The 25,295-nt window shown below is 64.3% G+C and carries 26 protein-coding genes and 1 tRNA gene; 17 read left to right on the top strand and 10 right to left on the bottom strand.

What is annotated here, in order from left to right:
• Nucleotides 1–218 precede the first annotated feature (218 nt).
• The 6 genes from MCUHO_RS09390 to MCUHO_RS09360 all read left to right on the top strand — a co-directional run bounded on the left by MCUHO_RS09390 (nt 219) and on the right by MCUHO_RS09360 (nt 5,081).
• Entirely contained in the window at nt 219–428 is a 210-nt protein-coding gene (locus MCUHO_RS09390) for a hypothetical protein (RefSeq protein WP_201786423.1), read from the top strand.
• Between the two features lie 365 nt (nt 429–793).
• Nucleotides 794–2,884 (top strand): hypothetical protein, encoded by a 2,091-nt coding sequence (locus MCUHO_RS09380; protein WP_153020031.1) that lies wholly within the window; start codon nt 794–796, stop codon nt 2,882–2,884.
• Between the two features lie 442 nt (nt 2,885–3,326).
• Nucleotides 3,327–3,944, top strand: coding sequence for a hypothetical protein (locus MCUHO_RS09375; protein ID WP_067077392.1), 618 nt, complete (start codon nt 3,327–3,329; stop codon nt 3,942–3,944).
• Between the two features lie 71 nt (nt 3,945–4,015).
• Nucleotides 4,016–4,303 carry a nucleotidyltransferase family protein gene (locus MCUHO_RS09370; RefSeq protein WP_067077389.1) on the top strand — a complete coding sequence of 96 codons (288 nt, stop codon included), beginning with the start codon at nt 4,016–4,018 and terminating at the stop codon, nt 4,301–4,303.
• Nucleotides 4,296–4,637: a HepT-like ribonuclease domain-containing protein gene (locus MCUHO_RS09365; protein WP_067077386.1), complete on the top strand. Its 342-nt coding sequence runs from the start codon at nt 4,296–4,298 to the stop codon at nt 4,635–4,637. The genes MCUHO_RS09370 and MCUHO_RS09365 overlap by 8 nt, the downstream gene beginning before the upstream one ends.
• Nucleotides 4,638–4,703: 66 nt before the next feature.
• Nucleotides 4,704–5,081: a DUF134 domain-containing protein gene (locus tag MCUHO_RS09360; RefSeq protein ID WP_067077382.1), complete on the top strand. Its 378-nt coding sequence runs from the start codon at nt 4,704–4,706 to the stop codon at nt 5,079–5,081.
• A gap of 82 nt (nt 5,082–5,163) precedes the next feature.
• Here the strand turns inward: MCUHO_RS09360 and MCUHO_RS09355 are convergent, their stop codons facing one another.
• The 6 genes from MCUHO_RS09355 to MCUHO_RS09330 form a co-directional block, all read right to left on the bottom strand.
• Nucleotides 5,164–5,736: a Holliday junction resolvase-like protein gene (locus MCUHO_RS09355; RefSeq protein ID WP_067077379.1), complete on the bottom strand. Its 573-nt coding sequence runs from the start codon at nt 5,734–5,736 to the stop codon at nt 5,164–5,166.
• 145 nt (nt 5,737–5,881) lie between these two features.
• Nucleotides 5,882–5,956, bottom strand: a tRNA-Ile gene (locus MCUHO_RS09350).
• Nucleotides 5,957–6,194: 238 nt separating this feature from the next.
• Nucleotides 6,195–6,485, bottom strand: coding sequence for an ATP cone domain-containing protein (locus MCUHO_RS09345; RefSeq protein WP_161485894.1), 291 nt, complete (start codon nt 6,483–6,485; stop codon nt 6,195–6,197).
• Nucleotides 6,486–6,836: 351 nt separating this feature from the next.
• A complete protein-coding gene (locus MCUHO_RS09340; RefSeq protein ID WP_067077371.1) occupies nt 6,837–8,183 on the bottom strand; it encodes a phosphomannomutase/phosphoglucomutase in 1,347 nt (448 codons plus the stop codon).
• Nucleotides 8,184–9,356, bottom strand: a complete 1,173-nt coding sequence (gene nifS, locus MCUHO_RS09335; protein WP_067077366.1) for a cysteine desulfurase NifS — start codon at nt 9,354–9,356, stop codon at nt 8,184–8,186.
• Between the two features lie 5 nt (nt 9,357–9,361).
• The gene (locus tag MCUHO_RS09330; protein WP_067077363.1) at nt 9,362–11,758 is read right to left on the bottom strand and encodes a Lon protease family protein; all 2,397 of its coding nucleotides are present in this window, start codon (nt 11,756–11,758) and stop codon (nt 9,362–9,364) included.
• A 174-nt stretch (nt 11,759–11,932) separates the two neighbouring features.
• Here MCUHO_RS09330 and MCUHO_RS09325 point away from each other — a divergent pair, with 174 nt between their 5' ends.
• The 4 genes from MCUHO_RS09325 (at nt 11,933) to MCUHO_RS09310 (ending at nt 14,426) form a co-directional block, all read left to right on the top strand.
• Nucleotides 11,933–12,292 carry a NifB/NifX family molybdenum-iron cluster-binding protein gene (locus tag MCUHO_RS09325; RefSeq protein ID WP_067077360.1) on the top strand — a complete coding sequence of 120 codons (360 nt, stop codon included), beginning with the start codon at nt 11,933–11,935 and terminating at the stop codon, nt 12,290–12,292.
• Nucleotides 12,293–12,356: 64 nt separating this feature from the next.
• Nucleotides 12,357–12,698, top strand: coding sequence for a NifB/NifX family molybdenum-iron cluster-binding protein (locus MCUHO_RS09320; RefSeq protein ID WP_067077355.1), 342 nt, complete (start codon nt 12,357–12,359; stop codon nt 12,696–12,698).
• Between the two features lie 13 nt (nt 12,699–12,711).
• Complete coding sequence (locus tag MCUHO_RS09315; RefSeq protein WP_067077351.1) at nt 12,712–13,563, top strand: nucleotide-binding protein; 852 nt, start codon at nt 12,712–12,714, stop codon at nt 13,561–13,563.
• A complete protein-coding gene (locus tag MCUHO_RS09310; RefSeq protein ID WP_067077348.1) occupies nt 13,560–14,426 on the top strand; it encodes an ATP-binding protein in 867 nt (288 codons plus the stop codon). The genes MCUHO_RS09315 and MCUHO_RS09310 overlap by 4 nt, the downstream gene beginning before the upstream one ends.
• Nucleotides 14,427–14,538: 112 nt before the next feature.
• Here the strand turns inward: MCUHO_RS09310 and MCUHO_RS12400 are convergent, their stop codons facing one another.
• Nucleotides 14,539–14,733: a CxxC-x17-CxxC domain-containing protein gene (locus MCUHO_RS12400; protein WP_011845255.1), complete on the bottom strand. Its 195-nt coding sequence runs from the start codon at nt 14,731–14,733 to the stop codon at nt 14,539–14,541.
• 329 nt (nt 14,734–15,062) lie between these two features.
• On the opposite strand from MCUHO_RS12400, the gene MCUHO_RS09305 reads away from it, so the two are divergent.
• Nucleotides 15,063–15,320, top strand: a complete 258-nt coding sequence (locus tag MCUHO_RS09305; protein ID WP_235808236.1) for a hypothetical protein — start codon at nt 15,063–15,065, stop codon at nt 15,318–15,320.
• A gap of 12 nt (nt 15,321–15,332) precedes the next feature.
• Here MCUHO_RS09305 and MCUHO_RS09300 read toward each other — a convergent pair whose 3' ends face one another.
• Nucleotides 15,333–16,184 (bottom strand): 4Fe-4S dicluster domain-containing protein, encoded by an 852-nt coding sequence (locus MCUHO_RS09300; protein WP_067077344.1) that lies wholly within the window; start codon nt 16,182–16,184, stop codon nt 15,333–15,335.
• A 17-nt stretch (nt 16,185–16,201) separates the two neighbouring features.
• Here MCUHO_RS09300 and MCUHO_RS09295 point away from each other — a divergent pair, with 17 nt between their 5' ends.
• The 3 genes from MCUHO_RS09295 to MCUHO_RS09285 all read left to right on the top strand — a co-directional run bounded on the left by MCUHO_RS09295 (nt 16,202) and on the right by MCUHO_RS09285 (nt 20,823).
• The gene (locus MCUHO_RS09295; protein WP_235808235.1) at nt 16,202–18,295 is read left to right on the top strand and encodes a DUF2298 domain-containing protein; all 2,094 of its coding nucleotides are present in this window, start codon (nt 16,202–16,204) and stop codon (nt 18,293–18,295) included.
• A 33-nt stretch (nt 18,296–18,328) separates the two neighbouring features.
• Nucleotides 18,329–20,356 (top strand): PQQ-dependent sugar dehydrogenase, encoded by a 2,028-nt coding sequence (locus MCUHO_RS09290; RefSeq protein WP_235808234.1) that lies wholly within the window; start codon nt 18,329–18,331, stop codon nt 20,354–20,356.
• Between the two features lie 149 nt (nt 20,357–20,505).
• Nucleotides 20,506–20,823, top strand: coding sequence for a cupredoxin domain-containing protein (locus tag MCUHO_RS09285; RefSeq protein WP_235808233.1), 318 nt, complete (start codon nt 20,506–20,508; stop codon nt 20,821–20,823).
• Nucleotides 20,824–20,965: 142 nt separating this feature from the next.
• Here MCUHO_RS09285 and MCUHO_RS09280 read toward each other — a convergent pair whose 3' ends face one another.
• On the bottom strand, nt 20,966–21,859 hold the full coding sequence (locus tag MCUHO_RS09280; protein ID WP_067077332.1) for a UbiA family prenyltransferase: 894 nt from the start codon (nt 21,857–21,859) through the stop codon (nt 20,966–20,968).
• Nucleotides 21,860–22,215: 356 nt separating this feature from the next.
• Between MCUHO_RS09280 and MCUHO_RS09275 the strand changes: the two genes are divergently transcribed.
• The 3 genes from MCUHO_RS09275 (at nt 22,216) to MCUHO_RS09265 (ending at nt 24,206) form a co-directional block, all read left to right on the top strand.
• Nucleotides 22,216–22,497: a DUF1294 domain-containing protein gene (locus MCUHO_RS09275; protein WP_067077330.1), complete on the top strand. Its 282-nt coding sequence runs from the start codon at nt 22,216–22,218 to the stop codon at nt 22,495–22,497.
• A 69-nt stretch (nt 22,498–22,566) separates the two neighbouring features.
• The gene (locus MCUHO_RS09270; protein ID WP_067077328.1) at nt 22,567–23,226 is read left to right on the top strand and encodes a hypothetical protein; all 660 of its coding nucleotides are present in this window, start codon (nt 22,567–22,569) and stop codon (nt 23,224–23,226) included.
• 56 nt (nt 23,227–23,282) lie between these two features.
• A complete protein-coding gene (locus tag MCUHO_RS09265; RefSeq protein ID WP_067077325.1) occupies nt 23,283–24,206 on the top strand; it encodes a prenyltransferase in 924 nt (307 codons plus the stop codon).
• Here the strand turns inward: MCUHO_RS09265 and MCUHO_RS09260 are convergent.
• Nucleotides 24,196–25,221 (bottom strand): DUF2341 domain-containing protein, encoded by a 1,026-nt coding sequence (locus MCUHO_RS09260; RefSeq protein ID WP_067077322.1) that lies wholly within the window; start codon nt 25,219–25,221, stop codon nt 24,196–24,198. The two genes, MCUHO_RS09265 and MCUHO_RS09260, sit on opposite strands and share 11 nt — an antisense overlap.
• Nucleotides 25,222–25,295: the final 74 nt, after the last annotated feature.

Here is a 25,295-nt window from a genome sequence, read left to right as displayed (position 1 = left end):
GTCTAGCTGGTTATGACGTCGCCGTGGGTAGGCGAAGTCGTACCGCTAGACCATAAGGGGCAGGTGCCGGTTCGGGAGACGATGTTCTCCACCCTCACCTGCTGAGAGTGCCGGTGCTGTACTGCTCACGACGGACGATGTTCTCATCTGGGTTATATCGGATACGATCCCTATCTGGATATACAATCCTGTGCAGTGGCTCATGGAGGTGACGGCCGATGGAAGTGAAGACGCTTAATGAGATCAGGGTCCGGGGGTTCGAGGCACTGGTGAGGAGCCTCGGGCCTGCCGATGCGATACGGTTCATCCGGAGTTACTCCCACGGAAGCGGGGACTATACCAAAGAACGTAAGATCTGGCTCGAACAGGATCTCGATACGGTTGTTGCAGGAATTCTGGAGCGCCGGAAGAAGGATAGCCGGGCATGACTGCCGGCAACGGTTTCGCTGTTCCAGACAGACAACTTATTCTCCCTCCGGGCCGGTCAGTATCTCATGGGGCCGCCCCGGAGCCCGACAGCCGGTGGGAACCCGGCCATCACCGTAAAGGAGAACCGGTTCTCCTACGATGCTGGATAAATATGCCCCTGATTCTACAACCCGGCCGGTAACGACATCTTTATCTGCCTTACACGAGATCGTGGCCCGCGCACGGGATGGGGGCACCAACCGGTCGACCGATATCCGTCTCCCGCTCCAGCTTCCGCGACCAGCGTCCTGCGTGGTGCAAGCCCTCCCGGCTACGCACCATCGAGAAAGGGATTATGATGAGCTTAAAGCGAACATCAATCCGGATGGCTGTTGCCGTGGCCCTCCTGGCTGCGCTGGTCGTTGTGCCAGCGGCGGCATTTGACAGCCCCGGCACAGCCGGCGATACCGTCTTTATTCAGGTTCCTGCAGCAGGATCTGACGCTGAAACAGCAGGAGTGATAGGAACCATGAGCGCCGGGATGCCCGCCATCGCTGTCAGCAAGAGCAGTATCATCCGTGGAAACGACTTCATTGTGACCGTCACCGGCGAGCCGCGCAAGGAGTACCATCTCTCTGTCAGGGAGGTCGATGGCCTTGATCCCGGAGAGCACCCGGAGATCGCACCCGGCCAGGTTGGTGTGACGAACAACATCGGTTCCGCAGCGACTGTTACGACCAACGTCGCTGGTACCCGGTTCGTTCAGTTCGACACCGATCAGAGCACCGGCGAACGGCGGTTCACGATCCGTGTCGAGGATCCGGCAAACCCGGATGTTTTCGATGAGGCCGAAGTGCTCGTCGAGAGGGGTGCCGTGACCGTCTTTCCATCCGGCACCGGCTTCTACCATATGGGCGACGAGATCGTCTTCTCCGGGACCAATACCGATAACGACGTCACCTACCTCTTCCTGACCGGCCCGAACCTCCCTCCTAACGGCATCGGGTTCGAAGACCTCAGGAAAGGGGTTCTCAGTGCAGGCGTTCAAACCGGCAACGAGAGCACCTTCACCCGGGTGGACGTCGATACCGACGATACCTGGACTTATCGGTGGAATACTTCTCTCCTCTACACCAGGATACTGGATGCCGGCGTTTACACGGTTTATGCTCTCCCGGAGCCCCGCGCCAGGAACGCTCTCAACGGTGCTCCCTATAGCACAACTTCCATACTACTCCAGGCTCCTTTTGTTGAGGCAACCACGAGCGCCGTCGTCGCGAAGGGTGACGATCTGGTGATCACCGGGACTGCGACCGGCGATCCGACCAGTGTCCGCGTATGGATATTCGGCGAGAACTATTACAGGTTCCAGCAGCCTGCTCCTGTCGGCTCCGATGGCACGTTTGAGTACACTATCTCGTTTGAAGATACGATGGCCATGCATACCGGGCGTTACGACGTCGTCGTCCAGCACCCCTATGACGATGCATTCGACGTCCGGGTTTCAGGCACCACGCTTACCGGCAACGACATAACACCCGTCAATCTTACTGCTCTGCAGCCACGCGAGGCGGCAGACGCACTGATCGCCGCCCTTGACTCTCAGTTCATCGACACGTATACGAATTTCACTTTCATTGTCGAGGAGCCCCGGATCTTCATCGACCCGATCGCCGAGCCGGCCACGGGAAGCACGTTCACAGTCGCCGGCACCACGAGCCTCGCGGCCGGCAATCTGCTGTCCGTCGAGGTGATCCCGGTTGCCGGTCCGGCCGATAACAGTACAGACGCCGGTACTGTAGCCGTCGTGAAGGGTGACGGTCTGAACAGGTGGTCTTTTGAGGTCAATGCGACCGGTTTTCGGCCGGGTCAGTACGTCGTCACGGTTGAGTCGATCAGGACGGCTGCGACCCAGAATGCGACTTTCACCGTGATCGAGAGTCGAGAGTCTCCGCTCTCCGGCGACAACCTCACCCTCGCCCCGGGCTGGAACTTCATCTCGATCCCCCAGCCGCTTGCGTCAGGGAACGACACCGCAGCAATCTTTTCTGCCGTCGATACCGACGGCCACTCAGTCCTCCGCTACGACACCGCCAGCGGGACGTGGATAGCCCTCACACTGACCGACCCCCTCGTCCCCCTCGAAGGGATCTGGATCTACTCGGCCGGGCCCGCGACGGTCGCCCTCAACTTCTCGACCGCCCTCCCGGTCTCGCCCCCGGAGCGCAGCCTCGTGGTCGGCTGGAACGCAGTCGGTTTCCCCGGCACCTCCCCGATGACGGCACGGGACGCCCTCTACTCGGTCGACGGGCAGTGGACGACCCTGATCGGGTTTAACGGCGGGGCGCAGGCCTTCGAAGCGGTGATCGTCAACGGCGGGAGCGGCCAGAACGCCGATACGAGAGCGGTCTACCCCGGCCGGGGCTACTGGCTCTACATGGCCGGGCCGGGCACCCTCGGCGTCATGGGGGTGTGAGGTGAATGAGACGGTTTTGCTCTTCCTCCTCGCCCTCGCGGGAGCGGCACCAGCCATCTCATCCTTCCGCGGAGTTCTCGGGTATGGTCACGATCGACAAAAGCCCGGCGCCGGCCGGGCCCGTCATCACCGCCCGGATCGATGATCGTGACTGCGGAACGCCCCACTCACCGCCATCGGGGTCTTTGGCGGTGACGTCCTCTTTGACGAACGCCTGCTCGTCAGGGGAGACGAGGGTGATGCCGGGAAGAGCATCACGTTCCTTGTCGATGGGATAACGGCCCCCAGAACCTCGGTCTACACCCCCGGCACCTCCGCAAGCCTTGCTCTCGCGGCGACGAAGGGTAGCGAATCCGGCGGTTCTTCCGGCGGTGGTGGGGCATCGGGTGGTGGCGGCGGGGGTGGGGGTGGCTCGTTTGGGTCATTTATACCCGCAGCACCGGTGGCGGAGTATACCGGGAGCGGTTCCCTGCAGACCGATGCCGCTGGCGCGGTCCAGGTTGCAACCGTCATCACCACCACGGAGGGGGACGCCAGCCTCTCCATCGCTCCGGGTGTCCGAGGAGAGGACCGTTTTGGGAGGCCACTCAGTATGGTGAGTGTGAGGAGTGTCCCTCCCGCTGACCTCCCCGCCCCCGGTGAGGGGGAAGCGCCGGTCGGCCGGGCGCTCCGGTGCGGCCCCGACGGTGCGACCTTCGACCCGCCGATCGAGGTCTCGTTCACCCTCACCCCGGAGGAGTGGAAGCGCTATGCGGCCGGGCAGTTCGCTGTCCGGTTGTACAACAGCGCGACCGGCGCCTGGGAATCCCTCGCCACGACGGTCAATCCCGCGACCCGGACGGTCACCGCGGCGGTCCCGCACTTCACTCTGGTTGCGGTCTTTGCCGTGCCGGCGGAGGAGACTGTGGCGACGACCCCTCCCCTCACCGAGCCGACATTAACGTTCGGCCCCGTCGCGTCGGCGACCGCCGTCCAGCGGGCCGGGCTGCCGTTCTCGTGGCTCACGGGAATTGCAGGTCTCGCCGGGGCGGGGCTTCTCGTTCGCGTGCGGAGGGGGTGATCCCCTCCCTCCCGGTGAAGAGCAGCCTGATGCCGGAGGATATAAGTGGATGGATGCAGCATCACAGAATAATGGTACATCCACTCACCCAGATCCAGCAGAATCTTCACACTATCCGGGAACGCTATGGCGTAGCCCGTATCGGCATCTTCGGATCTGTGGCGCGTGGCGAGGCCACCGGGGCAAGCGACATCGATATTCTGGTGGAGTTCCGGGAGGGGGAGGAGACCTTTGATCACTTCATGGGCCTCAAGTTCTACCTTGAGGATCTCCTGGGACGAAGGACGGATCTCGTCATCACCGATACCTTGAAGCCCCGGATCCGGGAGACTGTCCTCGGTGAGGTCGTCTATGCCTAGGGATCTCCTCCTCTATCTGGAGGACATCCGTGATGCCATCGCTTCCATCAGCTCCTATGCAGGGGACCGGACGTTTGAGGAGTTTGCGGGCGATCCCATGTGCCTTGATGCCGTCGTGCTCAGGTTCATCACAATTGGGGAAGCGGTGAAGCAGATCCCTGCCGATATTACCGCAGGTCATCCGGAGATTGAATGGCGAAAGATCGCCGGGCTCCGGGACATAAGCGTCCACTCGTACTACTCGGTGAAACCGACAATTCTCTGGGACATCATCCTGACCGAACTCGGGCCCCTGGCAGATGCGGTTGAGGCGATGCTCCGGGAGGCGGAGTGAGCCGCCGACCCGGAGCGAAGGCACTATCTGGACGGGAGACCGATCTCTACTCAGGAGATCGGTAGCATGAACGAGAGAGAACCCGGCGAGGGGCGCGGCCGCCGCCAGCGGGGCAGGCCCCGGGTTCGCCGGATGATCGGGAATCAGGGGGCGTTCCGGTGTTTCGGCCCGCTCTGCGGGGGGCCTGATGAGTTCGTCGTCGTCCTCCCCGAGGAGGTGGAGGCCCTGCGGCTCGTCGACCTCCAGGGGCTCGAGCAGGAGGAGGCCGCCGTCGCCCTCGGCGTCTCCCGAAAGACCCTCTGGCGCGACCTCCACGAGGCGCGGGCAAAGGTCGCGGACGCCCTGGTGCACGGGAAGACGATCCGGATCGTTGGGTGCGGCCGCGAGCGGGAGGAGGGGTGCCCGGAGGACGAGGACGCCTCATTCGATCCGTCGCCCCGGTGATTGATCTAAAGGTATCCGTTCCGAACTTTTTTTGTGAAGCGCGTTCTCCGGCGGCGGTTCAAAGCCCGATACGGCCGTATGGCTAGTTCATCCCCATATCCCGCAGCCGGTTGGCGTCTTCGTCGAACGACTGGTGGATGGTGGAGTACTGCACTCGCCCGGCTTTGATGCACTCCCTGACGGCACGCTCCCGTTTGCTCAGGTTGGCGGCTTTGCCCGTCTTTATCTCGACAAAGACAACCTTCTCCACCTCATCGGCGTCGGAGAGTCCGTCGAAGACGATGAGATCGACCGGGGTTCCTAAGAACCGTGCATCCTTCGGGTTGTAGGGGAAGTCGGGGAAGTACGGGATGAGGCACTCCGTGACCTTCCCCCGGGTCACCGACTGGCTGCGCCTGACCGCGTCGGTGCGGATATTCCCCTCTTCTTCCTGCCTCCACGCATCAAAGAGGATCCTTGCTTTCTCGTCAGATAGGCGCCTGAGTTCCCGCTCTTTCCAGGCCTCGATATCCTCCCGCTCCCCCCGGCGCCAGGTTTCGAATATCTCCCGTGCGTTCTGCTCGACCTGACCCTGGATCCTGGAGTATCTGTAGAATAAGACCAGAACAGCGAGGAACAATACGAGGATTACAACTCCTTCGATCAGATCGACCATGATATCTTAGAAAACTATTCCCGTCTCGGGAGATAGGCTTTTCTAACGGATTTCTGTTCAATGCATCGAATAAACGCTCATTCGCGGAACCGCCCTGCGGTATCTGCCCGCCATATACCGATTATCAAAAAGATTCTGCAAAACATGGGCCCGGAGGGATTCGAACCCACGACCGCCCGGTTATGAGCCGGGCGCTCTGACCGGACTAAGCTACGGGCCCGAGAATTGTTATGCAGCCGGCCTGAATTCGGAGATGATGCACGCATCTCAGACGTCCGGGAGATCCCGGAATCCTACTGCAGATAAATATTGTTCTGGGATCATAAAAACATTGTGCGCGCTCTTGCGGGCATACGCATCCCGGCAGGCGTAACGTCCGGATGTCCGCCGTGCAGAACTGCCGACGGACGTCCGGCGCCTGGTATAATAGACCGCCTGCGGGAAGATTTGAGTCGTTCTTACTGCGAGCTCTGGTGCTGCTCTTTCCACTGCATCCAGTTGTTGTAGGCGTTCATATCCCTCTGCCTGAGGATATCCTGGATGCTGCTGTCGATCTCGGAGGTCGTCATCCCGCTGTGGGTGCTCCCCTGAATCTGCTGGGTGATCTCATCCGCCAGTTCCTGGCTTGCTCCGGCGTTCTGCACCGACCTCCTGATCTTGTCGGGGCTGAACTGCTCCTCCTGGTTGTTCGACTTCCGGATCATGGTCTCCTGCCAGGACTGGGACTCCATCTGCTGCTGTTGTGCCATTCTCATCACCACATCAATACCTGTTCGGCTTTCCTCGAGGTGCGGGTGCCCGTTGCACCCCGGCTTCTCTCCGGGATCACGGTTTTCCGGGCGTTTCACCCGACCCCGCTTCGGTTGCAAGCTGCAGCCTGCCGGGCAACAGTGGAATATCGGATACTTATAAGTTACGGCTGTTGCCCATCGCGCCCTTCCAACCGAAGCAATGGATTAACGGCGCGTTTTGGAGCGGCGAAGAACTGAACGGCTCGTCTGCGTGGGGCATGCTGCATGGCGGCGATGCGCTGGAGAGGCCGTCCGGTAACGGGTGCGTGAACCGGGGGCCGTCCCCCTTTATCCTTGCAGACCGGACCCTTACGTCTCCCCCGCCGACTCTTCGGCCTCCCGGATGGCCGCGAGCACCTCCCGCTCCTTCTCATCGAGGAGGCTCCTCGTATCCGCCTCGATGTTCAGCCGCACCACCGGCTCGGTGTGGGAACGGCGGATGTTGAACCACCAGTCGGGGTAGGTTGCCGTCAGCCCGTCGAGTCTGTCAAGCTCCGCGTCGCGGTAGCGTGCCGCAAGCACCGCGAGCACCGCCGAGGGGTCGCGCACCGCGAGGTTGATCTCCCCGGTCGAAGGGTAACGGTCGAGGGGTTTGACGAGTTCGGAGAGCGTCCTGCCGCTCGCGGCGAGGATGTTTGCAACCATGACCAGCGTGAGAAGGCCGTTGTCGGTGAACCCCATGTCCCGGTAGTAGTAGTGCCCGGAGAGTTCTCCGGCAAAGAGGGCGTCCTCCTCGCGCATCGCGGCCTTGATGAAGGCGTGGCCGACCCTGGAGCGGACGCCCCGACCATGGGCCCGCTCGATCGCCTCGCGGACCGCCCGGCTCGACCGCAGGTCGTAGAGGATCGTCGCCCCCGGGTTCTCGCCAAGCAGGTAATCCGCGACGAGGGCGGTCACCAGGTCTTCCCGGACGCGCTCGCCTCGCTCGTCGATGAGCCCGCACCGGTCGCCGTCACCGTCGAACGCCACCCCCATCTCCGCGCCCTCGGCCACGACCCGTTCCTGCAGTTCCCGGGTGGTCGCGGGGTCGAGCGGGTTTGCGTGGTGGTGCGGGAACCGGCCGTCGGGTTCAGTGTACATCGGGACGAGGTGCCATGCCGGCACCCGCTCGAAGAGGCGGGGCACCTCCGGCCCGGCCATCCCGTTCCCGGCGTCCGCGACGACCGTGAGGCGTTTCGGCGCCCGGACGAACCCGGCTACCGCCCCGATGTAGTCGTCCAGCATCCCAAGCTCGCGGGACGACCCCCCGGCGCGGGCGACCCGCTCCTCCCCGGTCCGGGTCTCGAGGAGCGGCAGGTCGCGGTCGCCGGAGAGGGGGACGGCGTTCTCGCGGGCGAGCTTGAACCCGTTCATATCACCGGGCAGGTGGGAGGCCGTCACCATCGCCCCGCCGTCGAACCCCCCGGCAGCGATCGCGTAGTTGAGGAGCGGCGTGCTCGCCATCCCGATATCCGCAACCTCCGCCCCGGCCTCGACCGCCCCGCGGGTGAACGCCCGGGAGAGCGGTTCCGACGAGAGACGCATGTCCCGGCCGACGACGATCCGCTCCGCCGCAAGAAGCGCGACGAAGGCGTTCCCGATCCGCTTTGCGGTCGCCTCATCGAGTTCGTCGGGGTAGCGCCCCCGGATGTCGTAGGCCCGGAAGATCCCGGCCATTCACGCCTCCCCCCGGAGCGGCGAGATCGCCCGCAGCCGCTCGATGATCCCCGGGAGCACCTCAAGGACGTAGTCGACGTCTTCCTCGGTGTTCGCGTACCCGAGGGTGAGCCGGAGCGAGCCGTGGGCGTGCTCCGGCGCCAGACCGCACGAGGTCAGGACGTGCGAGGGCTCGAGCGATGCCGAGGTGCAGGCACTCCCCGTCGAGGCGGCAACCCCGAGGGCGTCGAGCATGAGGAGGATCGACTCCCCCTCGACGTAGCGGAACGCGACGTTCACGTTATTCGGGAGCCGCTCGGTCGGGTGGCCGTTCAAGCGGGTGTCCGGGATCGCGTCCATGATCCCCCGGATCAGCCTATCCCGCATCGCGGCAAGCCGGGGAGCGTTCTGGGGCATCCCGGCGACCGCGAGTTCGATCGCTCGCCCGAGCCCCACGATCCCGGGAACGTTCTCGGTTCCGGCACGCCGCCCCCGTTCCTGCGCCCCGCCGTCCATGAACGTCCCTACCCGGGTTCCCCGCCTGACGTAGAGCGCTCCCGTCCCCTTCGGGCCGCCGAATTTGTGGGCGGAGAGGGCGAGGAGGTCGGCTCCCATCTCGTTCACGTCCACTGGAAATGTCCCGATCGCCTGGACTGCGTCGGTGTGGAACGGGATTTTGTGGTCGTGCGCGACCTCCGCGATCGCCCGTACCGGCTGGATCGTCCCGATCTCGTTGTTCGCGGCCATCACCGAGATGAGGATCGTCGCATCGGTGATCGCCGCTTCGACGGATCCCGGCTCCACCCGCCCGAACTCGTCGACCGGGAGGTAGGTGACCCGGTAGCCCTGTTTTTCGAGGTTCTCGCAGGTATGGAGGACGGCGTGGTGCTCGATTGAGGAGGTGATGATATGGTCGCCCTTCTTCCGCCTCGCCGCCGCCGTCCCCTTGATCGCCCAGTTGTCGGCCTCCGTCCCGCCGGAGGTGAAGTAGATCTCCTCGGGGGTCGCGCCGATCGCCGCCGCCACCTGCCCCCGCGCCTCCTCGACCGCCTCCTTCGCCTCGCGGGCGAGGGCATAGAGCGAGGAGGGGTTCCCGAACCGCTCCGAGAAGTAGGGGAGCATCGCCCGGGCGACCTCCGGCCGCACCGGCGTCGTCGCCGCATGGTCCATGTAGACCGACCGCTTCCGCTCCATTCCGGTCACTTCGCCGTCATCGGCTGGAATCCGCGCATCGTCTCGGCCATCTCCCGAAGGCGCCGGTCCACCAGGTAGTTCACCGTCCCCTCTTCGTAGGTGCCGTCATCCCGGCGCACGCCCGCCGGAACACCCGTGAGAACCTCGATGCCTTCGTCGATCGTCCGCACCGGGTAGATCCGGAACTTCCCCGCCTTCGCGGCCTCGACGATCTCCTCTTTCAGCATCAGGTTCTGGACGTTGCTTGCCGGGATCAACGCCCCCTGGTTTCCGTTGAGCCCTTTGGCTTTGCAGACCTCGAAGAACCCCTCCAGTTTCTCGTTCACGCCACCGATCGCCTGGACTTCGCCGTTCTGGTTCACCGAACCCGTGACGGCGAGGTACTGCTTCAGCGGAATCCCCGAGAGCGCCGAGAGGAGGGCGTAGAGCTCGGTGCTCGATGCGGAGTCGCCCTCGATCCCCTCGTAACTCTGCTCGAAGACCAGCCGGGCGGAGAGGGAGAGCGGCTTATCGCGCGCGTAGTTGTTGTTGAGGTAACCGCTGATGATCAGAACGCCTTTCGTGTGGATCGGCCCGCCGAGCGCGGCCTCACGCTCGATGTCCATGATCCCTTCGCGGCCGACCCCGATGCTCGCGGTCACCTTCGAAGGCCGGCCGAACGCAAAGTCACCGAGTCCGATGACCGAGAGACCGTTCACCTGGCCGACCTTCTCGCCCTCGGTATCGATGAGGAAGATCCCTCTCTGGATGTACTCCTCGATCTTCTGCTGGATCAGGTTCGAGCGGTAGATCTTCTCCTCGATCGCCTTCGTGACGTGCCTCCTCTCGATCCGATCGGCCCCGTCCTCTGCGGCGTAGAAGTTCGCCTCCCGGATGAGGTCGGCAACCGCCGAGAACCGGGTCGAGAGTCTCTCTTTGTCCGCAGCGAGTCTCGACCCGTACTCGATCACCCGGGCGATCGCCTCCCGCTCGAGGTGCCGGAGGTTCTCCTCCCGGACGAGGTTGCAGATAAAGTCGGCGTATTTATTGGCGTTCTCATCGTTTCGCTCCATCACGATGTCGAAGTCGGCCTTGACCTTGAAGAGCTCCTTGAAGTCGGTGTCCATCCGGTAGAGGAGCTGGTAGATCATCGGCGTCCCGATGAGGGCCACCTTGATGTCGAGGGGGATGGGTTCGGGCTTGATCGTCTTTGCCGTGATGAACCCCATCCGTTCTCCCGGCTCCTCGATGACTGCCTCCCCGGTCTTCAAAGCCGTCTTGAGCCCGTCCCAGGAGAGCGGGGCACGCAGGAGGTCTTCGGCGTCGAGGACGAGATAGCCGCCGTTGGCCCGGTGCAGCGAGCCCGGCCGGATCATCGTGAAGTCGGTCGTGAAGATCCCGAACTGCACCTCCTTCTCGATCTTTCCAAGGAGGTTCTGGTAGGTGGGGTTCTGCTCGAAGACCACCGGTGCGCCTTCTGTCCCGGCGTTGTCGACGACGACGTTCACTTCGTACTTCCGGAACGGAATCTCCCGCATGAAGGCCTGGAACTGGGGCGGGACGCCCTGCTGCTCGGGGAGACCGAGGAATAACTGGGTGTTCTCGAGGATGTCGTTCTGGACGGCGTCGATATACCCGGGAACCTCCGGGACGTCGGCATACTTCTCCTTGAGTTCGGCGACGAGGTTCCCTATCGCGTAGAGGGCGATATCGTGGTTTACGTCCTTGACCGCCTCGGCCCCCTGCCGCTCGATATCCTGCACCTGCCGGAGCATGCTCCGGAGGTCGGTGCCGAGAGCGTCACGCCGCCGCTGAACTTCCGCCCGTACGTCGCTTGGGAGGTTGATGAACTCCTCCTCGGGAACCGGCCTCCCGTCGATGACCGGGATGGTCAAAAGACCGATGGGGCTCATCTGGATGACGAACCCTGCATCCTGGGCTTTCTGGTTGATCCGGGCGATGAGATCCGTTCTGTTCCCCTGGAGCGACTGGAGCATCTCGTCCCGCCGTTTGGCGTACTCTTCGCTCTGGAACGCCCGGGGAAGCGCCTGCCGCGCCTCCTCGATGAACCGTTTCACATCCTCCCGAAACTCCGTCCCTCTCCCGGCAGGGAGGGCGATGGCGTTGGGCTCGTACTGGTTCTCGAAGTTATGCACGTAGACCCAGTCACGCGCCCGGGGCTTGGCCTTCGCGAGTTCGTCGAGGAAACTCCGGACGGCTCTCACCCGTCCGGTTCCCTGGGCGCCCGCGGCGTAGACGTTGAACCCGGCCTCCCGAATCTCAAGGCCGAACCGCAGCGCCCGGAGCGCCCGTTCCTGGCCGATGATCTCCTCGAGCGGCCTCATCTCCTCGGTGCTGGCGCACTCCACCTTTCCCGGTTCGTAGACGTTCCGGTACTCTTCGATATCCAAGGGCTGAATCATCAATCTCACCAGGTTTCTGCAACTTACACCGCAGGGATGTCATTCGCCTTAAAAAAGGTTCCCCGGCCAGCCACCGGATGGTACGATGAGTGGTTTTACTTTCTTTCGCGCATATGTGTAGTACGTTGCATGCGACCGGTAGCGTATACGGGGTCGCGTGAATTCGGTGATATCATGAGGATAGCAATTGCACAGGACGGAAATAGGGTATCAGAACACTTCGGGCACTGTGGGGGTTACGCAATATTCGACGTCGAAGACTCGATCATCTACAGGAGGGACGATCTCCCGAACCCCGGCCACGAACCCGGCCGCCTCCCGGTCTTTCTCGCGGAGCACGGGGTTAACCTGATCATCGCGGGCGGAATGGGGCCGCGGGCCGTCGAACTCTTCAACGAGAACGGTATTCAGGTTCTCCTCGGCATCAGCGGGAATACTGATTACGTGGCACAGGATTATATCGCTGGCCGTCTCACTCCGGGGAAGAGCTCCTGCCACCACGAAGACGGCGGCGAGTGCGACGGGCACCACTGAGACGGGTGCACCAACCATAGTATTATGCTCATATGAGCAAAAATCACCAGAGGAGTGTATCAGGATGATAATTGGTATCACGGCACGTGCAGCAGGCACGGACGCCCCGGTCGAGCAGCGGTTCGGCCGGGCACCTTACTTCGTCTTCGTCGACACGGAGACGGGGAAAGCGGAATCGGTTGAGAATCCCCTCGTCGACGCTGCGGGCGGGGTCGGGCCCCGGGCGGTCCAGATGTTTTCGGAGCACGGCGCGACGGCAGTCATCACCGGTCAGGTCGGCGGGAACGCCGCAAAAGCGCTCGAAGCAGGTGGTATCAAGGCCTACGCCTACCGCGGAAGCGGTAGCGTGGCCGATGCCCTCGGGGAGTATACCGCCGGGAACCTGCAGCCGCTCCCCCTTGCGTGAAGCGGGATCCAGCATGAAGATCGCGATTGCAAGCGGGAAAGGCGGCACCGGGAAGAGCACGGTGGCGGCGAACCTCGCCTGCACGCTCTCCCGCTCCCGCGAGGTGGCGCTCGTCGACTGCGACGTCGAAGAGCCGAACCTCCACCTCTTCTTTCCGGCTCCTGCCGTGGACGTGCCGGTGACAACCACGGTGCCGGAGATCGATCCGGCCCGGTGCACCCTCTGCGGTGAGTGCGGGAAGTTCTGCCGGTTCGGGGCACTCTCGGTCTTGAAAGACCGCGTCCTCGTCTTCCCGAACCTCTGCCACTCGTGCGGGGGCTGCTCCGTCGTCTGCCCGCAGGGAGCCGTCCGCGAGGTTCCGCGCACCATCGGCCGGGTCGCATGCTCCTGCCCGGTCCCCCGTCTCACGCTGGTGAGCGGCGTCTTGAACGAGGGGGAGGTGATGGCCCCGGCGGTCATCCGGGCGGCAAAGATGCTCGCACAGGGGCATCCCCTTATCCTCTACGACGCCTCCCCGGGGATCGCCTGCCCGGTGATCGAGACGCTGGAGGGGAGCGATGCCTGCATCCTGGTGACGGAATCGACCCCGTTCGGTCTGCACGACCTCCGTCTCGCGGCCGAGGTGGTGGAGCGGATCGGCATTCCCGCCGGCGTCGTGATCAATCGGAGCGACGGCCAGGACGAGGAGACCCTCGCCTTCTGCCGGGAGCACGGGCTTCCCGTCATCATGACCATCCCGTTCTCGCGGGAGATCGCCGGCATCCAGAACCGGGGCGGGCTGATCTGCCGTGACCTTCCCGGGTGGGAGGAGCGGTTCGCCGACCTCTTTGAAGCGGCCGTGAAGATTGCGGGGGTGAGCCCGTGATCCGGCTTGCGGTCGTGAGCGGCAAGGGCGGCACCGGGAAGACGATGGTGGCGGCGGCGCTCGCGGATATCAGCGGAGTGCCGCAGGTTCTCGCCGACTGCGACGTGGACGCCGCGAATCTGGAGCTCCTCTTCCACCCCCGTCGGCTCACGACGGAGGAGTTCCGGGGGCTCGCGGCGGCCCGGATCGATCCGGAACGGTGCCGCGACTGCGGTATCTGCGCCGACCACTGCCGGTTCGGGGCAATCGTGCGCAACGACGGCTGGGAGGTGGAAACGCTGCACTGCGAAGGCTGCGCTGTCTGCACGTATGTCTGCCCCATGGGCGCGGTCTCGATGGAACCCCGTCCCTGCGGCGAGATCTACACCTCGGCGACCGACCGGGGCAACCTCGCCCATGCGCGTCTTTTTCCAGGCTCGGGGAACTCGGGATTGCTCGTCACCGAGGTGAAGAAGCGGGCGATGAGCCTTGCGGACGGCGCCGACCTGCTGCTTGCCGACGGCCCGCCGGGGATAGGCTGCCCGTTGATAGCGACGATCAGCGGTATGGACGCGGTTCTCATCGTCACGGAGCCGGGGGTCTCGGCGCTCCACGACCTGGAACGACTCGTGACCGTCTGCCGCCGGTTCGGCGTCCGGATCTTCGTCGCCATCAACCGGTTCGACCTTGCCGGGGATATCTGCAAGAGGATCGAGGACTACTGCGAGAAAGAAGGTATCGTGGTGGCCGGGAAGATCCCGTTCGATCCGGCGGTGGTCGTTGCCGTCCGCAGCGGCCGCCCCGTGACCCGGAGCGACTCGGCGGCGGCTGACGCACTCCTGGCGCTCAAAAATACCCTCTTTGCCGAACTCGGGCTACTATAAGCCCGTTTCTCTTCCTTTCCTGCAGGCCGTTCCACTCGGGAGCGGCACGGTTTTGCTACGGCGGCATTCCGGTTGTTGCCGGAATTAACGTTCGAAAAAAAGATTTATTGGTTTAGAACCGGGGTTTTCTGTGCTTCGGGAGGCAGTCCTGGCAATACACGGGTCTGCCTTCGGTCGGCTTGAAGGGGACTTCGCACTCCTTCCCACAGTCTGAACAAACGGTCTTCGTCATTTCACGGGGGCCGCCGAAGTTCCTCGGTCCGCCGAAATTTCTGTTTCCTCTGTTATAATCCATTGGATTGCTCATGCAGATAGAACACTGCCTGTAGAGTTATGATTGGATAGTATATAAGGTACGTCACCGGTACGGGTAGGCAGCCGTGAACGGCATGCACAGTCACCCCAATCCCCCTCTCATCAAGCGTTGCGCCGGGAACCGATTGGTTTGCTGGGCGCTGTCGCGTGGCGAAATCCTGTGTATGCCGGTTTCCCGACACCCTTTCCGATCTCTCCCCGACGATACCCCCTGAGCGTCCAGCCGATCCCGGCCCGGATCACTCTCGCTGCTCCGCCCGCCGGATCCCGGCGAGATGCCCCAAGGTTTATGGCGCTGCATGCGATTCTCTCGTCCGGTGAATGATGATGAATGGTTCGCGGCTGAAATATCGTGTCGAGGTTCTCGGTGATCGCGGCGGCACCGAACGTTACGGCCCGTTCAACGAGCAGAAGGCGCGGGAGTTCTTTGAGGTCGAGGAGAGCCTCGGCGGAACCGCCCGGATCGTGCGGCTGGAGGAGGGAATCCGGGAGACGTGGATGATCGTCACCGAGTGCGGTGACTGGGGCGGGGATGGGAGAGAGTCTTACGGCGTGCAGAACGCGGAGACGCCGCAGTGAGCGGTCTCTTCCTCACTCCCGCGGCCTCATCCCGGCGGCTGCAAAGATGATCCCCGTCCCCACGCGCTCCATCATCGCCCCGAACCGCTCGCCCGGCAGCGCGTTCTCCCGGAAGCAGTCGATCAGCCTTCCGACGATCGCGACCGCCTCTTCTTCGGCGACCAGCCCCTCGGCCTCGGTGCCGACCCGGAGCACCCTGCCCGACCTGCCGCCGAGGAAGAGGCGCAACCCCTCTGAAGCGACACCGATCGCACCTTTTGGGCAGATCGCGATACAGTCGCCGCAGCCGATGCAGTTCTCCCGCGAGAAGAGAACCTCGTCGTCGGCGATCCGGACCGCTCCCTCCCGGCAGACCTTCTCGCACGCCCCGCAGCCATCGCATTCATCGGCAAACAGGGGGAACCGCCTCCCCATGATCCCGATATCGTTGAGCTGGACTTTAGCACAGTTGTTCGGGCACCCGGAAACGGAGATCTTCAGTTTTCGGGGGAGGTCGCACCCCCCGTAACGCTCCTCGATCGCCCGGGCGAGCCCCTGGGTGTCGTAACACCCGTGCCTGCAGACGGTACCCTTGCAGGCGACGACCGACCGAAGAGTCGCCCCGGTGCTCCCCGGCTCTATCCCGGCCTGCCGGAGCCGTTCTGCAACCTCCCCCGCGTCCCGCCGGTCGATGCCGGGGAGTTCCACGTTGAGCCGTGCCGTCAGCCCGACCGTGCCGTTCCCGAACTCCTCTGCGATCCGGGATACCGCCGCCATCTGCGGCGCCGTCATCACGCCGGCGAGAACCTTTCCCCGGACGGCGATCTTCCCCCTCTCCCGGAGGCTGATGACCCCCGAAGTCCTGTTCTTCTTTGTGTCGGCCATATCCCGGCTGTAGTGGTATGGCGGAACCCCTGGTTAAATCATTCTGTGGGGAAGTGAGCGCAAACCGCAAATACCCGGGACCACGATACCGGGGCGTGAACCTTCTCCTCCAGGCGTGGGACGTCCTCCTCTGGACAGGTCTCCTCAAAGGACTGCAGATGGCACTCTGGCCCCGGCTCCGCCCGGCACTCGGGGACTACGCCTACCCGGCGGCCTACCCGGCCTCCCTCCTCCTCTTCGCCCTCGCGACCTGGTACTGCGGCCTCCTCCGCCTTCCGGTCGCTCTCGCCCTCCTCGTCTCCATTCTTCTCGGGATCTACGGTATCCGGAGGGGCGACTACCGGCTCCGCGAGATCCGGGGCCTTCTCGCCTGGGACGCGGTCTTTCTCGTCGGGTTCCTCTTCGCGCTTGCCGTCCGGTTTACAAACCCGCCCATCGGCTACTTCAGCGAGCAGTACATGAACCACGCATTCATTGCGAGCATCATCCGCGAGCCCGTCGTGCCCCCGCTCGATCCCTGGTTTGCGGGCGGGCACCTCACCGTCTACTACTACCTCGGCCACTGGCTGATGGGCTCTCTCGCCATCGTCACCGGCCTCCCGTCGGAGGTGGCCTTCAACCTGATTCCGGCCACGGTTTATGGAACCGCGTTTGTCATGCTCTACGCGCTCGGCAGCCTCCTCCTCGATCGATACCGGTGGCTCCCTCTCGCGGTCCTCCTCCTCATCCCTCCCTCGGTCGTCTGGTTCCTCGCCGAGGGCGCCGGGATCTACTCGGCCTTCCAGGAGACCAACTGGATCATCCCCGGCGGCCGGGTCGAGTTTCCGGTCTTCTCCCTCTTCCTCGGGAACGTCCACGCCTTCGAGATTGCTGTGTTCAACCAGGTCTTCCTCATCTTCCTCCTCGGGTTTACCTGGCTCCGGTGGCGCAGGCTCGAAACCCCGGGGCGGTTCGGCCTCATCCTCCTTCTCGGCCTCTCCGTCGGGTCGATGCCGCTCCTCTCCTCCTGGGACGCTCTCGTCTACGCCCCCGCCGTCGCGGTCTTCCTCCTCGTTGTTCTGGCCCGCGACCGCGACCGCTCCACGCTCGCCGCCGCCGTGGGCGTCCCTGCCATTGCCCTCTCCATCTACCTCCCCTACTACCTCAACCTCGAACCCGCGGGTATCGGCGGGATCGGATGGGGCCTCCCTCCCACCGACCCGCTCGCCTTCCTCGCGGTCTGGGGCGGGTTCCTCGCGCTCGTCTACGCCGCCGTCGCCCGGGATATCCGGCGGGTTCCGGTGGCGTTCGCCGTCGCCGTCCCTCCCCTTGCCGCCGGCTACGCCGCGCTCGCCATCCTCCTGGTGCCGCTCGCCTATCTCCTTCTCCGTCGGGAGCGCTCGTTCGCCGACCTCCTCTGCATCGCCGGCCTTGCGGTGATTGCCTTCTGCGAGGTCTTCTATTTTGAGGAGATGCTCGGGGGCGACTACAGCCGGTTCAACACCGTCTTCAAGTTCTACTTCGACGCCTGGATCCTGCTTGGCACCGGCTCCCTCCTCCTCGCTGGAGGATGGCTTGCCGGGCGCCGGCCGGTTCTCCCGGCGGCGGTCTGGAAGGGCGCTGCCGTCGTCGCGGCCGTTGGTCTCATCGCCGCCCCGGTTGCCCTCGAGATCGATGTCGGCCGGGGGCTCCTCGGGATCGACTACCCCCCTGCGGGTTACCACACCCTGGACGGCTTCGCCTACCTCGAGGCCACGCGGCCGGGGGAGGCCGCGGCGATCGCCTTCCTCCGGACGCTCGACGGTGATCACCGGATCGTCGAGGCAGAAAACGGCGATTACGGCTATTACTCGAGGGTCTCGTCCTTTACCGGTATCCCGACGATCCTCGGGCAGATCGGCCACGAACTGACGTGGCGCGGGAACGGGGCCTGGTACACGGAGCGCCCGGCGGAGGTTCGGGCGATCTACGAAGATCCCGAACGGACTCTTGCGCTGATGGAGAAGTATAATGCGACCCTCCTCTACGCCGGCGAGCCCGAGCACGAGCGCTACGACGTCCTGCTGCCGGACCGGGGGCTCCGCCTCATCTACGACGAGGGAGGTGTCAGGATCTACGAACGGGCAGGGTAACGTTTATATGCTCTTCCCCGACAGGAAGGCCGCATGACACGAGCAGCCGTAGTCATGATATCCTTCCTGGTGCTTCTCGCCCTGGCAGGCGTTGCCGGGGCCGCGGTGTACCCAAACGGCGGAACCGACCTCACGCAGGCTCCCGCTCCCGAAGCGGTGAATCTGACGGCCACCACCGGAAACCTGACGAACGCCGGGTCTCTCTACGCGGCGGAGTATCTGAACAACACCTCGACCACCCGGCTTGCCGGAGAGGCGCTCGACGTGAGCCTCGAGCCCGTGGCCGACGGCCTCGTCGCGCCGCTGATGCTCACGGACGCCGGCGACGACTCGGGCCGGCTCTTCGTCGTCGACCAGGTCGGGACGGTATCGATCATCGATCCGAACGGCACCCTCGTTGAGGAACCGTTCCTGGATGTCCGCGACCGCATGGTCAACCTCACTCCGTCCTACGACGAGCGCGGGCTCCTCTCGATCGCCTTCCACCCCGGCTTCGGGGAGAACGGGCGGGTCTTCGCGTTCTACAGCGCTCCTCTCCGGGAGGGGGCGCCTGATGACTGGGACTGCACGAACCGCCTCTCCGAGTTCCAGGTCGACGCTGAGAATCCCGACCGGGTCAACATGACCTCGGAGAAGGTTCTCTTGGAGATCGACAAGCCGCAGTTCAACCATAACGGTGGCTCGATCGCGTTCGGCCCCCGTGACGGCTACCTCTACGTGCCGCTCGGGGACGGCGGCGCGGCGAACGACAACGGCACCGGCCACACTCCCGAGATCGGGAACGCCCAGAACCTCACAAACATCTACGGCAACGTGCTCCGGATCGACGTGGACAACGTCACCGCGGAGAACGTGACGGAGGTGCCGGAGAACGCCACCTGGACGACGGCGGCGGGTACCCTCTACGGGATCCCGGCGGACAACCCGTTCGTCGGAAACGCAAGCATCCCGCCCGAGATCTACGCTTACGGATTCCGGAACCCGGCCTTCATCACGTTCGACGCCGAAGGCAACCTCTTTGCGGCGGATGCCGGCCAGAACCTCTTTGAAGAGGTCTCGCTTGTGGTGAACGGCGGCAACTATGGGTGGCGCCTCATGGAGGGAACCCACTGTTTCGACCCGGAGAACCCCACGATGCCCCCGGCGACCTGCCCGGCAAACGGTTCCTCCGGCGAACCCCTGATCGGCCCCGTTATCGAGGGCGGCCGTGATCTGGGTGTCGTCTTCGTCGGCGGCCGGGTCTACAACGGCACGGCGCTCCCGGAGCTTGCCGGACGCTATGTCTTCGGCTACTGGAGCACCGGCTTCGACGTCGCGAACGCCACCCTGCTCGCCGCGACGCCCCCGGCGGAGTGGAACGCGTCGGCCATCCCGGACTCCGCGGAGAACCTCACTCCCGAGGAGATCGCGATGTGGAGCCTGCAGAGGCTCAACGTGACCGGGACGCCCGCGGGCACCCTGGACGTCTACCTCCTCGGGTTCGGTGAGGACGCGGACGCGGAACTCTACGCGCTCACGTCCGAAGAAGGAGGCCCGGACGCCGCGAACGCGACCGGCAGGGTCTGGAAGGTCGTCCCGGCGAACGTGACGGAGACACCGGCCCCGACGGCAAACGTGACGATGGTTCCGGGCGCGGGTGTGACTGCAACGCCGACCGCGACCGAGAACGTGACCATAACGCCGACGGCAAACGTCACGACGGTCCCGACCGCGAACGCGACCACGACACCAGCCGCGAACGCGACGCCCACCCCGGCGGCCCCCGGAACTCAGGACGTGACGGTGGGGGTCGCGGCCGAAGCCTTTGCCTTCAACACATCCACCATCCCCGTCCCGGCGGGGGCGAACGTGACGATGGTCTTTTATAACCAGGATACCGGCATCCCGCACAATGTCGCGGTCTACACCGACTCTTCCGCTGCCGAAGCGATCTTCGTCGGTGATATCATCACCGGCCCGGACCAGGTGACCTATACCTTCACGGCGCCGGAGGAGCCCGGAACCTATTACTTCCGGTGCGACGTGCATCCCCCGATGGACGGGGAGTTCGTTGTCGAGTAGAGAGGGCTTCCCTCTCCTTTTTAGAGCGTGGCCGCCGCACCGGGAGATCGCTACGGCGCAGGCGAAGTAACCTTTATGGTTCCCTGCCGCCCCGTGAGGCTCATGATACGAATGACCGCAGGCATGGCATCCATCGCGGGGGTGCGGGCGTGACCCCGGAAGCGGTCCGCGCCGTCGCGAGGGTGACCGTCGCGATCGCAGCCGAGAACTTCGGCTTCAGCACGGAGACGATAACGGTTCCCGCAGGTGCGGAGGTGACGGTCGAGTTCGACAACCGGGATGACGGGGTTCCGCACAACGTCGCGGTCTACACGGACTCTTCCGCGGCCGATGCGATCTTCGTCGGCGAGATCGTCACCGGTCCCACCCGCGCCACCTACACCTTCACGGCACCCGAGACCCCGGGAAACTACTTCTTCCGGTGCGATGTCCATCCTGCGATGCACGGGGCGTTCATCGTGACGTAGGAAGCCCCGCCGGTAACCTTCAGGTTCGCGGAGATCGCACCCGGCTCCACTGGCGGAAAGGGTATGTCGAGTGTGGTCGATTCCGGAACGCCGGGTTCGGCCGCGGGATCCCTTCCGGGATCGTCCGCAAGCAGAACGGGTTCTAAAGCACGGCACCCGCGATGATCGCCGCGGCGTAGACGAGCAGCGATCCGTGCATGAGCGGGAGCGCCCGCATCGCCGCGTCCGGGGTCTTCCCCCGGAGGATGAGGTAGTTTGCGGCCCCGAGGAGGATGAGCCCCACCGCGAACCCGGCGACGGCGATCGGTCCGAGCGCAAGACCGAAGACGAGCGCCATACCCGCGTGGACGGCCGAGAAGCCGAGAACCCAGGCGGCCGCGCCCTTCATGCCGTACAGGACGGGGGTCGTCGCCATCCCCCGGGTGCGGTCGTTTGCGATATCGGCGATGTCGTTTGCCCCGAGGTGCGCGAGCGTCCAGGGGTAGAAGAAGAGGAAGAAGAGGAGAGCGGTCGCGTCCGGGCTGCCATACACCAGGTAGCCGGCGACGGGGAAGAGGGCGAAGTCCGTCCGCCCGACGATCTGGGCGAGGGGGATCTTCTGGTTCCGCTTCGTTATCTGGTAGAAGTACTCGACGGCGTAGGAGTAGCCCATGATCCCGAGGACGTAGAGGTTGTGCGGCGAAGGCAGGGTTGCCGCGAGCGCGGCCGCGAGGCCGGCGAGGAGGAGGAAGATGGCGAACGCCGCCCGGGGGGAGAGTTTTCCTGCCGGTATCGGGCGCTCGCCGAACGGCCGCCAGTAGCGGGTGAGCGAGCCGTTGACGTCTCTTCTGTCGTACTCCCGGTCGACGTAGTCGTTCAGGGCGAACCCGGCTTCGAACCCAAAGAGGCCGATCAGCGCTGCCCGGACGACGAGCTCCCACGAGAACCCGCCGTAGTTCACGAACGCGAGCGCCAGCCCCGAGCAGAAGAGCAGGGGCCAGACGAAGAAGAAATGGGCGCGGGTCAGGTTCGCGAGCGCCGCAAGGGTCTCTCTCATGATCTATCTCCTGAGATCTACATTCCGGGTTAAAAAGCGTTGCAGGCACACCCCGCGACCATGCAGACCTACCGCTCCTCGATATGCGGGCATATCTATGACGAAATGACCGGTGATGCGGGCGCTCCGCCGTGAGCCGCGTTTGATGTTCCCCGGGGAGTGGCGCTGCCCGATCTGTCTTGCGGATAAGAGCAGGTTTGCTCTGTTTGCCCCTCTCTTGCGAGACCCGGGCTCTGAATCCTTCCCGGGTGCGGGGGAGAAGCACAATCGGGAGAACCGCATAAAAAGGCTGAGAGCGTAAAGTACCTCGCTAAAGCACCGAACCCGGGAATCGGGGCGGGCTGCAGGAGTTCTCAATGGTGGATACCTTACTGCCGGGCGCTGCCCTGGTGATCTATGCTCTGGTGAATGCCGTCTCGTTCATTGCCTACTACCACGACAAAAAGTCTGCAGAGAAGAATGCGTGGAGGACGCCCGAAAAAACGCTCCTCGCCCTCGCGCTCTTCGGGCCGTTCGGCGCCTTTGCCGCGATGCGTGCCTTCCGGCACAAGACGCAGAAAGGAAAGTTCAGGCTTGTCCCTCTCTTCCTCTGCCTGCACCTCGTGCTCGCCGCGGCGCTCGTCATGGGTCTCCTGTAACCATTTGTCAATGGGTGGGGGTTTACCTCAGAACAAAGTTATAATCCGTCCGTTGTCTCACCATATCGTATGGCGTACGAGTACGGGCCGCTCTCCCGCCCGTTCGGGGAGACCCTCGCGGCGCTGGAGGAAGGGCTCATGCGCGAGTACCGCCTGGAATTCCTTCCCGTTCACCGGCGTTCGGCCCGGCGATCGCGGCGGCTCCGGCGGATACGGGGATGGTGCAGGGCGACCGGCAGCCTGGCGGAGCAGGCCGCCCGTGTGGCGGAGAGCACCCTTCCCCGCATCGAGCAGGAGACCGGGCATGCCTTCCGCGGCCCGGACGGCCTTGCCCGGGTTCTGATGGCTGCCTCTACAAAACGGCTCTTTTCGGAGATACTTGCCGGGTTCCCTGAAGACGCGCTTCCGATCCGTGCAAACGACCTGGCAATGCTTGCGAACTTCGCTGACGACTACCACGCTCTTGCGCTCATCGGCGACGTCACCCTGCGGCTGAAGGTTCTCTCCGGCAAAGACGCCGGGGCGGCAGGCCTCGCGGTTCTTTCTGACCGGTGGAACCTCTACGAGAGCCGGATCGGTTCCGGGCTCCGCCGCACTCCGGACAACGAGGAGCTCCAGCAGGAGAAGGAGACCCTTGCCCGGGCGGTTCTCGGCCTCATCTACGTCGAAGGGGGCGTCGATGCGCTACGGGCCGTGGTGCCGCTCCTCACCTGCGGTCGGGACGGATAGGGATTAGAAAAAGGCTATATATCCGCTCCTCCCATTCCGCGGCGGGAGACTCTTTCATGGACACCCGTGCCCTCCGAGATTTCATCCGGCTCGGCCGGTTCCCCTTCCTCCTCTCGGGCTTTATCCCGTTCACCGCCGGAGCGCTCCTCGCGTCTCTCCTCGGGGCACGGTTCACCCCGGCCCAGTTTCTCTTCGGCTACGCGGCCATGGCGGCGGCGCATCTCTCCGTCAACTACAGCAACGACTACTTCGATGCCGATGCCGACCGGTTCGTTGAGAAAACGTCGATATCCGGGGGGAGCGGCGTCCTCGCCGTCAACCCCGGCCTGAAACCCGCCGCGTTCCGGGCAGCGGTCATCCTGATGGCGATCTCGATCCTGATCGGGTATCTCTTCGTGACCGTCTACGACTTCCCGGTCATCTTCCTCGTCTTCGGCATAGCGGGGAACCTGCTCGGCTGGTTCTACACGGCGCCGCCGATTGCGCTTGCCTACCATAACCTCGGCGAGGTCGCCAACATGATCACCTTCGGCCTCCTGATGCCGGGTGCGGGCTATTTCGTCGCGAGAGGGACGCTGGATGCCGCCTTCTTCGCGTTCGCCGTCCCGCTCTGCCTTTACGGCCTTGTCTTCATCACGAGCGTCGAGATCCCGGACCTGGAAGGCGACATCGCCGGCGGGAAGCGGACGCTCGTCGTCCGACGGGGCCGCGTCTTCGGTTTTGCGCTCATCGGCCTCGCGGCGACCCTCGCGACCGCGGCGCTCGCCGTCTTCGCCCTCACCGGCTTCTTCGCACCCGTGGACTTCCGGCCGGTGGCGCTCGTATCCCTCATCCCGCTCGGGATTGCTCTGTGGGGGTTCTCGCACCGGTGCGCCGAACGGGCATGCGCTCTTCCACATGCCGTCAGGAACATCGTGGGCTACTTCCTCTTCCAGGGGCTTGTCGTCGCTTACTTCGCCTTCGTGGCCGTTACGGGCTGATCGGGCCGTCCGCGTAAGAGAGCACCGGCGGGGCAGGCTCGTATCTCCTGACGACGACGTTGTCGGCGTAGAAGTGATGCGGATCGCCGGAACTCCACGCGGAAGACCCGATCAGGGCGAACGTATCAAAGACCGCATCCTCCGGCACCGGCGACCCGTCGGCAAACCGCATGGGCGCACTCCCCAGGTATTCGCCGTCCATCCAGGCGTACTCGGTGGCGTTCGGCGTATCTAAAACGATCCTGACGTGGTACCAGGTATCGGTCTCGGCCCGCTTGTCGGCGGAGAAGTTCCGGTGGTCGCCGGCATAGTGCTGCACCGACCCGTTCCTGAGGTGGAGAGCGTAGAGCCGGTCGGTTCCGTTCCCGGCCTGGATGTAGCCCGACCCGCACCACTTCCCGAACTCGCTGACCCGGAAGTCCCCCTCGATGGCGATCGGGCCCGCGGAGATATTCGCGGTACAGACCCTTCTGTCGTTGAACTCCGGGAGGTCGGGGTCGGAGACGTTGATATCCCCGGCATAGGCGCCGCTCTGGACGACATCGGACTGAACGAGGGCGCTCGAACCGCAGGACGACCACCGCGAGAGGTCGCCCTGCTCGTAGTCCTCGAAGAAGAGATAGACCGCGTCGGGATCGCCGGCGTCCCGGGCCTCGGGGTTGCCGTAGAGCATCGCGACCTCCGTCGCGTTTGCCGGGAGGGCGAGCCAGACGCGGGCGTGGGAGCCGGCGGTCGTGTTCTCGATCCAGTAGGGGAGAGGAGTCCCGTCTCCATCCATAAACCGGATATCGGCGAAGTCCGGCCGCATCCCGGGGAGGTATGTGGCGTTGAACGGGACGGCAAGGCCGTCGATGGTGGAGGGGTTCTCGACCGAGACCGCCTGGCGGTGAGCGAAGACCCCGGCGGTATCGCCGCCCAGCCAGTAATGCGTAGTCACGTCCGCCGTAGCCGCCCCGGCACCGGCGGCGAGGAGCAGTGCGATGAGCCCTCCGAGAACGATCCGTGTGACATGCATGGTAATCCGGCGCCCTGTGGGAACCCGCTCCTATATCCATCTAGCGGCCGCCGCACCCCAATACTGATGCTTCG

This window comes from Methanoculleus horonobensis (genome assembly GCF_001602375.1).
In the GTDB taxonomy this organism is placed as follows: domain Archaea; phylum Halobacteriota; class Methanomicrobia; order Methanomicrobiales; family Methanoculleaceae; genus Methanoculleus; species Methanoculleus horonobensis.
This window is presented reverse-complemented; position numbering and strand designations above follow the sequence as displayed.

Coding starts and splice junctions, on each gene's coding strand:
- MCUHO_RS09390 (WP_201786423.1), top strand. CDS start 219: ATGGAAGTGAAGACGCTTAATGAGATCAGGGTCCGGGGGTTCGAGGCA.
- MCUHO_RS09380 (WP_153020031.1), top strand. CDS start 794: ATGGCTGTTGCCGTGGCCCTCCTGGCTGCGCTGGTCGTTGTGCCAGCG.
- MCUHO_RS09370 (WP_067077389.1), top strand. CDS start 4,016: ATGGTACATCCACTCACCCAGATCCAGCAGAATCTTCACACTATCCGG.
- MCUHO_RS09365 (WP_067077386.1), top strand. CDS start 4,296: ATGCCTAGGGATCTCCTCCTCTATCTGGAGGACATCCGTGATGCCATC.
- MCUHO_RS09360 (WP_067077382.1), top strand. CDS start 4,704: ATGAACGAGAGAGAACCCGGCGAGGGGCGCGGCCGCCGCCAGCGGGGC.
- MCUHO_RS09355 (WP_067077379.1), bottom strand. CDS start 5,736: ATGGTCGATCTGATCGAAGGAGTTGTAATCCTCGTATTGTTCCTCGCT.
- MCUHO_RS09345 (WP_161485894.1), bottom strand. CDS start 6,485: ATGGCACAACAGCAGCAGATGGAGTCCCAGTCCTGGCAGGAGACCATG.
- MCUHO_RS09340 (WP_067077371.1), bottom strand. CDS start 8,183: ATGGCCGGGATCTTCCGGGCCTACGACATCCGGGGGCGCTACCCCGAC.
- nifS (WP_067077366.1), bottom strand. CDS start 9,356: ATGGAGCGGAAGCGGTCGGTCTACATGGACCATGCGGCGACGACGCCG.
- MCUHO_RS09330 (WP_067077363.1), bottom strand. CDS start 11,758: ATGATTCAGCCCTTGGATATCGAAGAGTACCGGAACGTCTACGAACCG.
- MCUHO_RS09325 (WP_067077360.1), top strand. CDS start 11,933: ATGAGGATAGCAATTGCACAGGACGGAAATAGGGTATCAGAACACTTC.
- MCUHO_RS09320 (WP_067077355.1), top strand. CDS start 12,357: ATGATAATTGGTATCACGGCACGTGCAGCAGGCACGGACGCCCCGGTC.
- MCUHO_RS09315 (WP_067077351.1), top strand. CDS start 12,712: ATGAAGATCGCGATTGCAAGCGGGAAAGGCGGCACCGGGAAGAGCACG.
- MCUHO_RS12400 (WP_011845255.1), bottom strand. CDS start 14,733: ATGAGCAATCCAATGGATTATAACAGAGGAAACAGAAATTTCGGCGGA.
- MCUHO_RS09305 (WP_235808236.1), top strand. CDS start 15,063: ATGATGATGAATGGTTCGCGGCTGAAATATCGTGTCGAGGTTCTCGGT.
- MCUHO_RS09300 (WP_067077344.1), bottom strand. CDS start 16,184: ATGGCCGACACAAAGAAGAACAGGACTTCGGGGGTCATCAGCCTCCGG.
- MCUHO_RS09295 (WP_235808235.1), top strand. CDS start 16,202: ATGGCGGAACCCCTGGTTAAATCATTCTGTGGGGAAGTGAGCGCAAAC.
- MCUHO_RS09290 (WP_235808234.1), top strand. CDS start 18,329: ATGACACGAGCAGCCGTAGTCATGATATCCTTCCTGGTGCTTCTCGCC.
- MCUHO_RS09280 (WP_067077332.1), bottom strand. CDS start 21,859: ATGAGAGAGACCCTTGCGGCGCTCGCGAACCTGACCCGCGCCCATTTC.
- MCUHO_RS09275 (WP_067077330.1), top strand. CDS start 22,216: ATGGTGGATACCTTACTGCCGGGCGCTGCCCTGGTGATCTATGCTCTG.
- MCUHO_RS09270 (WP_067077328.1), top strand. CDS start 22,567: ATGGCGTACGAGTACGGGCCGCTCTCCCGCCCGTTCGGGGAGACCCTC.
- MCUHO_RS09265 (WP_067077325.1), top strand. CDS start 23,283: ATGGACACCCGTGCCCTCCGAGATTTCATCCGGCTCGGCCGGTTCCCC.
- MCUHO_RS09260 (WP_067077322.1), bottom strand. CDS start 25,221: ATGCATGTCACACGGATCGTTCTCGGAGGGCTCATCGCACTGCTCCTC.